We start from the raw sequence: 12,817 nt of genomic DNA on the forward strand, positions 1-12,817 counted from the left end.
AGCGTCGTGCGGAACGAGAGCGAGATGGTCGAGAGCCGCATCGAGTCGGCCAGGAAGTTGTACGACCCGCCCAGACGCAGTTCGTCGATGAGTTTGATCTTCTTGACGCCCGATGTGTCCCTCTTCGAGAGCACCTTCATCTCGAGGTTCTGCGACAGCGAGAAGGTCATCGACATCGAGCGGCCCGACGAGGGCACGCCGTAGGCATTGACCGCATAGGGAGAGTAGGTCGTCACGCGGCCCGTCGAGTCGGTCTGTCGCGTGAGGTAGTAGCCGTATCTGGGATCGGCGAAGTCGGGCGTGTAGGAGAATCCGACCGACGGGGTGATCGTGTGGCGGATGGCCTGGATCTTGCGGTCGCGGCGCTTCTTCGTGAAATCGTACATGCCGTAGAGGGTCGTCGAGGCCGAGACGCTGGTGGAGTAGTTGTAGAGGCGGTAGAATCCGTAGTTAGAGGGCAGCGTGTCGGTCTGGTTCGTGATCGGATTCCACTCGTACTCCTGCTTCTTGAAGTACCACTTCTCGGTGTAGTTGAACGACGGCGTGATGTTGATGTAGTTGAGCAGGTTGAACGATGCCGATACGGGGATCGAATGCTCGATGCCGTTCTTCATGTTCTCGAGCGTCTTTTTCGAGAAGATCTCCGACTCGGTGGTGGTGACCGAGTTGGTCATCTTGCCCGTATACTGCATCGAGATCTTCTCGTACCAGCGGTCCTTGCCGGTCTTCTCCTTGCGCTTGAAGGGGTAGAATCGCGAGACGTTGAAGACCACCGTGGGCAGCGTCACCGAGATCGACTTGTTCTGCGAGTTCTGCGAGATGGCCATGTTTGCCGAGAGCGAGAAGGGGGTTCCGCTCCAGCTCTTCGAGTAGGAGATCGACGAGTTGGTCTGCGTCGAAAGGATGTCGTTGATGTTGGTGGCCGAGTAGCGGTTGTAGCCGCTGGTGGCGAAGTTCACCGAGGCCGAGAAGGTCGATCCGGGATTGGCCTTGGCATCCTGCGAGTGGGTCCACTGCACGCGGAAGTTGTTCTGCTTGATGTAGTCGGGTTCGCCCTTTTCGCCGGTCTTTACGCTCGAGAACTCCACGTTGAAGCTGCCGCTGTACTTGTATCGCTTGATGTAGCGCGAGGCGGCCGAGGCCTCCCACGAGCCGAGCGTGTAGAATCCGCCGCGGAGCGCCAGGTCGGCATATTCGCCCAGCGTGATGTAGTAGCCCAGGTCGCGGAGGAAGAATCCCTTGGAGGTCTCCTCTCCGTAGGTGGGCATCAGCAGACCCGACTTGGGGCCCATGTTGATCGGGAAGAAGCCCTCGGGTATGCCGAGGAAATAGATCGGCACGTCCTCCATGACCAGGTAGGCCGGTCCGGTGACCACCTTTTTCCCGGGAATCACCTTTGCCTTGGTCATGGCCAGGTAGAAGTGCGGGTGGTCGGTTTGGTCGCAGGTGGTGTACTTGCCGTGCTCGATGTTGAAGGTGTTGTCGGGCATCTTCTTCACGCTGCCGCCCACCAGCCATCCGTCGCCCTGCTGCGTGGCCACGCCCTTGATCTTGGCCTTCTGCGTGTCGAGGTTGTAGGTGATCGTATCCATCTGGTAGGCCGTTCCTCCCTCGGTGAACTCGGGTTTGGTAACCGTCCACTTGCCGTCCACCGAGTCGGGCTTTCCGTAGGCGTAGATCAGCTTCGTGTCCATGTCGATCTGCATGTAGTCGGCCTTCAGGTTCCGGTTCTGGTAGGTTACGTCTCCCTCGTTGTAGACGTAGACCCGCTTGTTGCGCACGTCGTAGACCAGTGAGTCGGTGTTCTTGCCCGAGAGCTGGTCGTCGAGGAACGGACGTGCGGCACGCGGGTTGCGGGTCGTGTCGGAGTCGGAGCGCGATGCCAGCGAGTCGGCCTTTTGGGCCACCAGCGAATCGACCTGCGAGGAGAAGACCGAGTCGCGCTCCTCCTGCGTCAGGTTGTTGAATTCGCGGTTGCGGCGCTCCTGTTCCCGGGCGGCGCGGGCCCGTTCGCGGCGTTCGCGGCGCGAGAGGGGTTCGGGCTTCAGGTCGAGCGGTGCGGGGGCATCGGGTTGGTCGGCCGTTGCGGGCTGCAGCGTGTCGGGAAGGTGTGCGGAAAGCGTGTCTGCCGGAGCCGTGCGGTATGCCGCAGCCGGGGCGGTGGAGCCCAGCAACGCCTGGACGAAGAGCAGAAGCACCGTCGCCGACAAGAGATATTTTACCCTTACGCTGTTCAAAATTCCAAAAATTTCCGTACCTTTGCCGACAAGTCGGCAAAAACGCCCGCCCCAGGGGCTTATTCGGCTCCATGCGGCGTGCAAGGCGCGACAAAGATAGGTAAAAATTTACAGATAGCCTGCACTTGATACCACTAAATATGCGCACACGGTTCCTCTTCCTCCTCGTACTGGCGGCGGCTACGCTTCTGACAAACGTAGTCCGCAGCGCGAATATTGCACACGGGGTCGAGGTCGTGGTGATTGACGCCGGCCACGGCGGCAAGTTTCCCGGGGCGCATTACGGCGGGGTCTACGAGAAGGACCTGACGCTGAAGGTGGCTCTCAAGGTCGGCCGCCTGATCGAACAGGGGATGCCGGGTGTGAAGGTGGTCTACACGCGCAAGACCGACAAGGAACTGGGCAAGACCCTGGCCGACGACCTGCAGGCGCGTGCCGACATCGCCAACGGCGCCGGGGGCGACCTCTTCATCTCGATCCACGTCAATGCTGCCCGTGCCACGGCGGCCCGCGGGGTCGAGACGCTCATCATGGGCGAGAGCCCCAAGGAGCAGCGCTACAACGAGAATGCACTCTACGAGAGCAACCGCGAGGACCTGATCGACATGTCGGACGAGCGGACCGCGGCGATCGTCCGGGCCTACATCCAGAACCTGCAGTTTACCTACGGCGAGTACAGCATGGCGCTGGCCCGCTTCGTACAGAACAACTACATCTCCAGCGGCCGCCACTCGCGCGGGGTGAAGCCCCAGCTGCTGCGGGTGCTCTATGCCACCGACATGCCGGGTGTGCTGACCGAGATCGGCTTCATGACCAATCCGCAGGAGATGGCCTACATGAAGTCGGAGAAGGGACAGAACGAGATCGCCCGCAACATCTACCAGGCCGTGCGCGACTATTCGGACTATGTGCTCAAGATCCGCAAGTCGGAAGGCGGGGCCGCGCCTGCGGAGCCTGCCGTCCCGGCCGAAGATACGGCCCGGGAAAAGCCCCGTCCGGCTCCCGCTCCGGCCAAGGAAACGGCCAAGGAAACGGCCAAGGATACGTCCCGTTCCGTCCCGTCCCGTCCGGCTGCCGGGGAAAAGCAGGCTTCGGCCGCGGGACAGGGGGCGAAGGCTCCGGCCGCGGAGCAGCCGTTGCGTTATGCCGTGCAGGTGATGGCCAGTTCGAAGGCGGTGCCGCTCACCTCGTCGCAGTTCCGTTCGTACCGCGGCAAGGTGAAGGAGTATGCCTCCGAGGGTTGTTTCCCCTATAAATACTGCGTCGGCGAATATGCCGACCGTGCGGCGGCCCAGAAGCGGCTGCGCGAGGTGCGTAAGGCCTTCCCCGAGGCGTTCGTGGTGAGCGTGCAGGGCGGCAGAGTCGTCAAATAACAAGGAGAATAAGAAATTCGTGATATGAAAAGAGAAGCCAAAATCGGAATCTTCGCCGTGGCGATGATCATCGCCGCATGGGCCGGAATCCGATTCCTCAAGGGATTTGACATTTTCGGCCGCAATACGGTCTATTACGCCGCCTACGACCAGGTCAATGGCGTGCAGTCGGCATCGTCGGTCATGATGCAGGGTGTGAAGATCGGCACCGTGACCGGAATCTCGTTCGATCCGCAGCGCAGCGACAAGGTGATCCTGCAGCTGACCATCAAGCGGCAGTACCGCATCCCGTCGGATTCCGAGGCGAAGATCGTCAGCAGCAGCCTCATGGGCGCCAAGGCCATCGAGGTGACCTATGGGGAGTCGGACATCTACCTCGAAAAGGGAGACACGCTCCGTTCGAGCCGCAACCGCGACCTGATGGACATGGCCGGTTCGGAACTGGAGTTCTTCAAGCAGAAGATCTCGCAGGTGACCGACGAACTTTCGCTCACGCTCGGCAACATTAACCGCCTGCTGGAGGAGAACGGCGAAAACATCTCCGGAACGCTCGGAAACCTCAACAACCTCTCGGGCGACCTGGCGCAGCTGCTCGATTCCGAGAAGAGCAACCTGCAGGAGGCCGTGCGCAACCTGACGGAGTTCGCCGACATGTTGGGCGAGAATGCGCCCCGCGTGGACAGCATCGTGGGCAACCTGAATGACGTTACGGGGGAGTTGGCCGAGGCGGAATTCGCCCGCAAGCTCTCCGACGCCGTCGGACAGGTGGGCAGCCTGCTCGAGCGGATCGAGGCCGGCGAGGGCACGGTAGGACGTCTGGTGAACGACCCGGCGCTCTACGATTCGCTGACTACGGCCGGCAGCAACCTCGCGGCGCTGCTTGCCGATCTGAAGAATTATCCGGGCCGCTACGTGCATTTCTCGCTCTTCGGCCGTGATCCCGAGAAGATGAAGGCCAAGGCGCTGCGCAAGGCTGCCAAAGAGGCCGCCCGGGCCGAGCGCGACTCCCTGAAGCGGGCGCAGTGAGCGGCGGTCCCGCGGCGGCGACGGAGCCTGCGTGAAGGGGCGTCGGCGCGTTCCCCTGAACGGATCCCGTTCCGCAGCAGGGTGGAATCCCGCTCCGGGTGGAGCCTGCGGACGATGAAAAGTTAATTTTACGGCAATGATATATCCTGCTTCCTTCGAGCAGAAAATAGGTTTCGACCGGCTCCGCGAGCAGGTCGCAGCCCTTTGTACCATGCGCGCGGCCCGTGAGCGGATCGCCTCCGAGCAGTTCTCCACCTCGCCGCGCGAAATCGAGCGCCGGCTGGCTTTGGCCGACGAGATGCGCCTGCTCCTCGACATGGAGCACGACTTTCCCGGAGGCGAATACCCCGACATCGACCAGATCGTCGCCAAACTGCGCGTCGAGGGAACGTTCCTCGACGTCGAGGAGGTCGTTACGCTGCATCGGGCGCTGTCGGCCCTCGGCGGTGTCATTTCGTTCATCCTCAACCGTCAGGATCGCTATCCGACGCTCTGGGACCGCACGCACGGCGTGGCCGCGTTCCCCGAGATCGTCCGGCGCATCGATGCGATCGTCGATCGCTTCGGCAACGTCCGTGACAACGCCTCGCCGGCCCTGCAGGAGATCCGGCGCGCGATCCGCGAACGCGAGGGGCAGGCCGCCAAGCGCCTGCAGGCCGTCCTGGCCTCGGCCAAGGGGGCCGGGATCGTCGATGCCGATGCGCAGATCTCGATCCGCGACGGTCGGGCCGTGATCCCCGTCGCCGCAGCCAACAAACGCAAACTCAACGGATTCATCCACGACGAGTCGGCTACCGGAAAGACCTTCTATGTCGAGCCGGTCGAGGTCGTGGAGATCAACAACGAACTGCGCGAGCTGGAGTATTCGGAGCGGCGCGAGATCGTCCGCATCCTCTCGGAATTCACCGACTCGATCCGTCCTGATGCCGCCCTGATCGCCGACTCGGGCGACTACCTCGCCGAGATTGACATGCTGCGCGCCAAGGGACGCTGGGCTTCGGAGAACGGCTGCGTGCGCCCGATCCTCTCGACCGACGACCGCCTGGTGCTCCGCACGGCCCGCCACCCGTTGCTGCAGCAGACGCTGCGTGCCGCCGGCCGCGAGATCGTGCCGCTCGATCTGCAGCTCGACCGCCGCAAGCACATTCTCGTCATTTCTGGCCCGAACGCCGGCGGCAAGTCGGTCTGCCTGAAGACCACGGGCATCGTGCAGTACATGTTCCAGTGCGGGTTCCTGGTCCCGACGTCGGAGATTTCGGAACTGCCCGTCTTCGAGAGCATCTTCATCGACATCGGCGACGAACAGTCGATCGACAACGACCTCTCGACCTACTCGTCGCACCTGCTCAACATGAAGCACATGCTGGCCGGGGCCTCCGACCGCACGCTGGTGCTCATCGACGAGTTCGGCTCGGGTACCGAGCCCACGATCGGCGGGGCCATCGCCGAGGCGATCCTCGAGCGGCTGCTCGACCGGGGCTGCTACGGTGTCATCACCACGCACTACGCCAACATCAAATACTATGCGTCGAACACCGAGGGCATCGCCAACGGCGCGATGACCTTCGACGTGCAGCGCATCCGTCCGCTGTTCCGCCTCGAGATGGGCAAGCCGGGCAGTTCGTTTGCCGTGGAGATCGCCCGCAAGATCGGCCTCCCGGAGGAGATCATCCGTGCGGCCAGCGAGAAGGCCGGTTCGGACCACATCAACATCGAGAAGCAGTTGCGCGAGATCGCGCGCGACAAGCACTACTGGGAGCAGAAGCGCGACCGCATTCGCCTGACGGACCGCAAGGTCGAGGAGCTCGAGCAGAATTATGCCGAGCAGCTCTCGAAGATCCGCTCCGAGCGGCAGGAGATCCTGCGGCGGGCCAAGCAGGAGGCGCAGCAGCTCATTGCCGATGCCAACCGGCAGATCGAGAATACGATCCGCACGATCCGCGAGGCGCAGGCCGAGAAGGAGCTGACACGCCTGGCGCGTCGTGAACTGGACGACTTCCGCGAAAAGGTCGATGAGGCCGACACGGCCGAACACGACGCTTCGGTGGCGCGCGAGATGGAGCGCATCGAGCGGCGGCGCCAGCGCCGGGCCGAGCGGAAGGCCCGCGAGGGAAGTGAGCTCAAACAGGCGGCGGCGCCCGTTGCGGAGCAGCCCCGCGAGGTGGTCGAGGGCTCGAAGGTCCGCATGGCCGGACAGGAGATGGTCGGCGAGGTGCGCTCGATCAAGGGACGCAAGGCCCAGGTGGCTTTTGGACAGATACTCACCACGGTGGACAAGGCGCAACTCACCGTTGTCTCGAACCGCGAATACCGCGAGGCGACGCGCCCCGTGACGGCCCGGACGGTGGTCTCGGCCGACATTTCGGCGCGCAAGCTTAACTTCAGGGACCACATCGACGTGCGCGGCATGCGGGCCGCCGAGGCGCTGGAGACCGTGCAGGACTTCGTGGACGACGCGCTGATGCTCGGCGTGGGGTCGGTCTCGATCCTCCACGGCAAGGGTACCGGCGCCCTGAAGGAGGAGATCCGCCGCTACCTGCGCACGGTGCCCGACGTCGCTTCGGTCGCCGACGAGCATGCCGACCGGGGCGGTGCCGGCATCACGATCGTAACCTTCGCCGTCTGACCGATTTTTTGACGGGAAACCGTCCAACAATACAGGTTTTTTATGAAATACCTTCTTTCACAGATCGCCGCCATCACGGGCGGCGTCTTTTCCGGCTGCGACCGCGAGGTGCAGTCGGTGGTGACCGACAGCCGTTCGCTGACGTGCGAGCTGGCCACGGGTCCGATGTTCGTGGCCATGCGGGGCGCCAACCACGATTCGCACGACTACATCCGGGAGATGTGCGGGCGGGGCGTGCGCGCCTTTCTGGTCGAGCGCCCCGTCGAGCCGGCCGAGGGGTGCGGCTATGTCGTGGTGGAGAATGCCATCGACGCGCTGCAGTCGCTGGCTGCCTACCACCGGGCCTGTTTCCGCGGTACGGTCGTGGGCATCACGGGCTCGAACGGCAAGACCGTCATCAAGGAGTGGCTGGCCGAGGAGCTCCCCGCGGGGATGAAGTGCTACCGCTCGCCGAAGAGCTACAACTCGCAGCTGGGCGTGCCCCTCTCGGTGCTGATGCTCGAGGGCGACGAACAGCTGGCCATCTTCGAGGCCGGCATCTCGAAACCCGGTGAGATGGAGCGCCTCGAGCGTATCATCCGCCCCGACGTGGTGGTCTTCACCTCGATCGGCGACGCCCATCAGGAGAACTTCCTGAACCTCGAACAGAAGTGCCTCGAGAAGATGACACTGGCGCGCAGCGCGTCGAAGATCGTCTACCACAGCTACTACGAGCCGCTCGGGCGCCTGATCGCCTCGCATTTCGCCGAGCGGAAGCTCTACGATGCGGCCGCATATCCCCGCATCCCGGAGTCGGTCATCGGCAACGAGGCCTCGCGGCGCAACGCCCAGATCGTCGAGGCCTTCTGTGCGGCCATGGAGTTCCCGGCCCCGTCGTTCGCCTCGGCTCCCGAGGTAGCCATGCGCCTCGAAGTCAAGGAGGGTATCAACGACTCGGTGCTCATCAACGACGCCTACAACCTCGACCTCAATTCGCTGGCCCTGGCCCTCGACTACCTGCACAACGTGGCGCTCTCGCGGCGGCGTACCCTCATCCTGTCGGACATCGCGCAGAGCGGTCTGTCGGACGACGAACTCTACAGCCGCGTGGCGGGCATGGTCTCGCGTGCCGGCATCGACACCTTCATCGGCATCGGGCCCCGCCTGAAACGCTACGCCGCGCTCTTTGCGTGCGATCGGGAGTTCTATGCCTCGACCGACGAGTGCATTGCCCGCATCGGCCGCGGGGCCGTGGCCGGCCGCGCCGTGCTGCTGAAGGGCGCCCGCGACTTCCGTTTCGAGAAGATCGCCCATGCGCTGGCACGCAAGAGCCACACCACCGTGCTGGAGGTCGATCTCGATGCCATGATCCATAACCTCAACTATTTCCGCGCCCAGCTCTCCCACGGTACGAAGCTCGTGGCGATGGTCAAGGCCGCGTCGTACGGCGCGGGTGACTTCGAGGTGGCGCAGATGCTCCAGCACCAGGGGGTGGACTACCTTGCCGTGGCCTTTGCCGACGAAGGGGTGCTGCTGCGCGAGCGGGGCATCACGATGCCCATCGTGGTGCTGAACGCCGATGCCGACAGCTTCGATCTGATGATCGCCAACCGGCTCGAGCCCGAGATCTACAGCTTCCGGTCGCTCGATGACTTCGCTTCGGCCGTCTCGCATGCCGGGGAGTTCCGCTATCCGATCCACCTGAAACTCGATACGGGCATGCACCGGCTCGGCTTCATGGAGGAGGAGATCGACCGTTTGTGCGAGGTGCTGCCCCTGCGCCCGGAGGTGAAGGTGGCGACGGTCTTCTCGCACCTGAACTGCGCCGACATGCCCGAGGAGGATGCCTACACGCGGGCGCAGATCGCCCGTTACGACCGGATGAGCACGCGGCTGGTCGAGGCGCTGCCCTATCCGGTGATCCGCCACACGGCCAACTCGGCGGCCATCGAGCGCTTCCCCGAGGCGCAGTACGACATGTGCCGCCTCGGACTGGGGCTCTACGGCTTCGGGTGGCAGCACAACCCGTCGCTGCGTCCCGTCTCGACGCTCCGGACCCGGATCGTCGCGATCAAGCACCTGGCGGCCGGCGAGACGGTCGGTTACGGGCGTGCCGGACGCCTCACGCGCCCGAGCGTTACGGCGACGATCCCCGTGGGCTATGCTGACGGACTGGATCGCCATCTGGGCTGCGGCCGTTGGTCGGTGCTCGTGGCCGGATCTCCGGCGCCGATCGTCGGACGGGTCTGCATGGACAGCTGCATGATCGACATCACGGAGATCGCAGGCGTGGAGGAGGGCGACGAGGTGACGATCTTCTCGCCCGAAGCGGGCAACGACCTCGAAACGATGGCCCGCGTGCTCGATACGATCCCCTATGAAATCATGACGTCGGTTTCAAACCGCGTCAAACGAATCTACCTCAAGGAGTAATGGCTGCAGGAACCCTCTATCTGATCCCTTGTCCAATCTCGGACGAGACCGCCCCGTGGGACGTGCTCCCGGCGTCGAACCGCGCCGTGATGGACTCGTTGGACTACTTCATCGTCGAGAATACGCGCACGGCGCGGCGTTTCCTGTCGAAGGCGGGCGTGACGCGCCCGATCGACGAACTGGAGTTTCGCGAACTGAACGAACATACGGTTGCCGAGCGCGAGGTCGGGGAGCTGGTCAAACCCCTGCTTGCGGGGCGTTCGGCCGGGGTGATCTCCGAGGCGGGCGTGCCGGGTGTCGCCGATCCGGGTGCGGCCGTGGTTGCGGAGTGCCATCGCTGCGGCATTCGGGTCGTGCCGCTGGTCGGACCATCGTCGATCCTGCTTGCGCTCATGGCCTCGGGACTTAACGGGCAGTCGTTCGCCTTCAACGGATACCTCCCCGTCAAGCCGCCCGAGCGGTCCCGGGCGATCCGCTTCTTCGAACGCCGCGCCCAGGCCGAAGGACAGTCGCAGCTCTTCATCGAGGCTCCCTACCGCAACGTGAAACTCTTCGAGGAACTCCTGCGCACGCTCGCTCCGACGACGCGGCTGACTCTGGCCGTCGATGTCACGGCCCCCGGCGAGCGGATCATAACCCGTACCGTGGCCGAGTGGCAGCGGCAGCCGCTACCCGAAATGAACAAACGTCCGGCGATTTTCATCATCGGATGAGCCCTTGCCGGCCGGTTGGTATGCAATTTGCGCAAATAGAGGCGGAAAAACCGAAAAAATACCAGATATGAAAGAGGAAAAAGTTTATAATGAGGCCGTTAAGGACGGCGAGAAGAGCGCTTCCGAGACCGGACAGACGACCGCGGAAACGGCGGCGGATGCCAATATGGCAGACGCTGCGGCAGCGTCGGCTGACACGATGTCAGTCGAAGGCGAGCGTCCCGAAGGCGAAGCCGCGGCCGAACTCGAGTCGGTGCTGGCCGAATGGCAGGACAAGTACCTGCGCCTGCAGGCCGAGTTCGACAACTACCGCAAGCGTACGATCCGCGAGAAGATGGAGCTGGTCGAGACGGGCGGGCGCGACGTCCTGCTGGCAATGCTTCCCGTGCGTGACGACGTGCAGCGGGCCGTGGCGGCAATGGAGAAGAGCGACGACATCGAGGCGCTGCGTGCCGGCGTGCAGCTCATCGCGCAGAAGTTCACCGAGGCGCTGCGCCAGAAGGGCGTCACGGAGATCGAGGTCAAGGACAAGGAGTTCGACGCGGAGTTGTGCGAGGCCGTGGCCCGCTTCGCTGCCGGCGAGGAGAAGAAGGGCAAGGTCATCGACGTCGTGCAGACGGGCTACCGTCTGGGCGAACGGGTGCTTCGCTTCGCGAAAGTCGTTGTAGGAGAGTAGGATCATGGCAGAGAAAAGAGATTACTACGAGGTGTTGGGCGTTTCGAAAAACGCCAATGCCGACGAGATAAAGAAGGCCTACCGCAAGGCGGCCATCAAGTACCACCCGGACAAGAACCCCGGGGACAAGGAGGCCGAGGAGAAGTTCAAGGAGGCGGCCGAGGCCTACGACGTGCTGTCGAATCCCGACAAGCGTGCCCGCTACGACCAGTTCGGACACGCCGGGATGAGCGGCGCTGCGGGCGGGGCCGGCGGCTTCGGCGGCTTCAGCGGCGGCGGCTTCTCGATGGAGGACATCTTCTCGCAGTTCGGCGATATCTTCGGCGGCCATTTCGGGGGCGGGTTCCGCTCCTCGTCGTCGGGCGGCCGGCGGGTGAACCGCGGCACGGACATCCGTGTCAAGGTGCGGCTCACGCTGCAGGAAGTGGCCAACGGCGTCACGAAGAAGCTCAAGATCACCAAGACGATCGCCTGCGACAAGTGCGGCGGCACGGGCGCCCGCGATGCGAACGCCTATTCGACCTGCTCGACCTGCAACGGGACGGGTTATGTGACGCGTGTCGAGAACACCTTCTTCGGCCGCATGCAGACCCAGGGCGTCTGCCCCACGTGCGGCGGCGCGGGCAAGGTGATCACGGCCCCCTGCGACAAGTGCAAGGGCGAGGGTACGCTGCGCGGTGACGAGGTCGTCGAGATCCATATCCCGGCCGGAGTGGGCGAGGGTATGGTGCTCACCGTCTCGGGCAAGGGCAATGCGGCGCGCCACGGCGGCGTGAACGGCGACCTGCAGGTGCTCATCGAGGAGGAGCCGAATCCCGAGCTGGTGCGCGACGGCAACGACCTGATCCACAACCTCAACATTACGGTGACGACGGCCCTGCTGGGCGGTACGGTCGAAGTGCCGACCGTGGACGGACGGGCCAAGATCAAGATCGCTCCCGGAACGCACGCCGGCAAGGTCCTGCGTCTGGGCGGCAAGGGATTGCCTGAGGTGAACGGCTACGGCCGCGGCGACGAGCTGGTTGTCGTGGACATCACCATCCCGTCGAAACTCACCGCCGAGGAGAAGCGCCTGGTCGAGCAGCTGGCCCAGCAGCCCGATTTCCAGCACGCCGAGTCGGTCAAGAATCAGAACATCTTCGAACGCATGAAGAGTTTCTTCCGCTGACGGGCCGTGCGGCCCGGCGGAGAGCGTTCCGACGCTGCAGCCCCTGCCGATGGCAGGGGCTTGCCGTATGCGGCCCGCGCGTCTGAAGCGATAAAATCGCGGCGCCGGGGCACCGAAAGCAATAAATCTCGGAAGATATTCGTATCTTTACCGAAAATTAGTTCAGAGCAGCTATGTTAGGCTTTTCCCCGTTCAAGAAACACGCGAACAAGTTCAACTACATTCCGCGCTACTACGATCCCGAGAAGGAGGCGCGCGAGCAGCGCCGGGCCGAGTTGCGCGGCGAGCGGGCCGAGGATGCCGGGCGTGAATACACCCCCGGACAGTACATCCGCACGCAGCGCGACGCACGTGCCGCCCGCCATGCCGGCGAGCAGGGGCGGGGCCGGACGCGGGTGCTGAAGATGGTCGTGGCGGCGGTCTTCGTCATGCTCTTCATCTACCTGCTCTATCCGAAGCTGGCCGAGTTCTTCCTGCGGGCACAGCAGGGAAAGACACCGGCCGGGCAGACGCAGGTCGAGCAGGGGACGTTCGATCCCTATGCCCCGATCCTGGTCGTCCCGAACGATTACGAAGAAGAATAACG

General features: G+C 63.7%; 9 protein-coding genes. 8 read left to right on the forward strand and 1 reads right to left on the reverse strand.

Translation table 11 applies throughout. The annotated features are described in order from the left end of the window. Positions 1-2,237, reverse strand: a 2,237-nt coding sequence (locus tag QZL63_RS03680) for a putative LPS assembly protein LptD (RefSeq protein WP_290585908.1), incomplete at its 3' end; no start/stop codon positions are given. 140 nt (positions 2,238-2,377) lie between these two features. Between QZL63_RS03680 and QZL63_RS03685 the strand changes: the two genes are divergently transcribed. The 8 genes from QZL63_RS03685 to QZL63_RS03720 all read left to right on the forward strand — a co-directional run bounded on the left by QZL63_RS03685 (position 2,378) and on the right by QZL63_RS03720 (position 12,815). After that, entirely contained in the window at positions 2,378-3,610 is a 1,233-nt protein-coding gene (locus QZL63_RS03685) for an N-acetylmuramoyl-L-alanine amidase (protein WP_022307980.1), read from the forward strand. A 24-nt stretch (positions 3,611-3,634) separates the two neighbouring features. Beyond that, positions 3,635-4,636: an MlaD family protein gene (locus tag QZL63_RS03690; RefSeq protein ID WP_022307981.1), complete on the forward strand. Its 1,002-nt coding sequence runs from the start codon at positions 3,635-3,637 to the stop codon at positions 4,634-4,636. Positions 4,637-4,772: 136 nt separating this feature from the next. After that, complete coding sequence (locus tag QZL63_RS03695) at positions 4,773-7,262, forward strand: endonuclease MutS2 (protein ID WP_022307982.1); 2,490 nt, start codon at positions 4,773-4,775, stop codon at positions 7,260-7,262. A gap of 42 nt (positions 7,263-7,304) precedes the next feature. Beyond that, positions 7,305-9,674 carry an alanine racemase gene (gene alr / locus QZL63_RS03700; RefSeq protein WP_022307983.1) on the forward strand — a complete coding sequence of 790 codons (2,370 nt, stop codon included), beginning with the start codon at positions 7,305-7,307 and terminating at the stop codon, positions 9,672-9,674. Beyond that, positions 9,674-10,387, forward strand: a complete 714-nt coding sequence (locus tag QZL63_RS03705; RefSeq protein WP_022307984.1) for an SAM-dependent methyltransferase — start codon at positions 9,674-9,676, stop codon at positions 10,385-10,387. The genes alr and QZL63_RS03705 overlap by 1 nt, the downstream gene beginning before the upstream one ends. Positions 10,388-10,454: 67 nt before the next feature. After that, positions 10,455-11,063, forward strand: coding sequence for a nucleotide exchange factor GrpE (locus QZL63_RS03710; RefSeq protein ID WP_022307985.1), 609 nt, complete (start codon positions 10,455-10,457; stop codon positions 11,061-11,063). Positions 11,064-11,067: 4 nt separating this feature from the next. Then, positions 11,068-12,231, forward strand: a complete 1,164-nt coding sequence (gene dnaJ / locus QZL63_RS03715; protein WP_022307986.1) for a molecular chaperone DnaJ — start codon at positions 11,068-11,070, stop codon at positions 12,229-12,231. Positions 12,232-12,404: 173 nt separating this feature from the next. Continuing rightward, complete coding sequence (locus tag QZL63_RS03720) at positions 12,405-12,815, forward strand: hypothetical protein (protein WP_022307987.1); 411 nt, start codon at positions 12,405-12,407, stop codon at positions 12,813-12,815. Positions 12,816-12,817 lie beyond the last annotated feature (2 nt).

Source organism: Alistipes sp. CAG:268 (genome assembly GCA_000434235.1).
Lineage (GTDB): Bacteria > Bacteroidota > Bacteroidia > Bacteroidales > Rikenellaceae > Alistipes > Alistipes avistercoris.

Coding starts and splice junctions, on each gene's coding strand:
- QZL63_RS03685 (WP_022307980.1), top strand. CDS start 2,378: ATGCGCACACGGTTCCTCTTCCTCCTCGTACTGGCGGCGGCTACGCTT.
- QZL63_RS03690 (WP_022307981.1), top strand. CDS start 3,635: ATGAAAAGAGAAGCCAAAATCGGAATCTTCGCCGTGGCGATGATCATC.
- QZL63_RS03695 (WP_022307982.1), top strand. CDS start 4,773: ATGATATATCCTGCTTCCTTCGAGCAGAAAATAGGTTTCGACCGGCTC.
- alr (WP_022307983.1), top strand. CDS start 7,305: ATGAAATACCTTCTTTCACAGATCGCCGCCATCACGGGCGGCGTCTTT.
- QZL63_RS03705 (WP_022307984.1), top strand. CDS start 9,674: ATGGCTGCAGGAACCCTCTATCTGATCCCTTGTCCAATCTCGGACGAG.
- QZL63_RS03710 (WP_022307985.1), top strand. CDS start 10,455: ATGAAAGAGGAAAAAGTTTATAATGAGGCCGTTAAGGACGGCGAGAAG.
- dnaJ (WP_022307986.1), top strand. CDS start 11,068: ATGGCAGAGAAAAGAGATTACTACGAGGTGTTGGGCGTTTCGAAAAAC.
- QZL63_RS03720 (WP_022307987.1), top strand. CDS start 12,405: ATGTTAGGCTTTTCCCCGTTCAAGAAACACGCGAACAAGTTCAACTAC.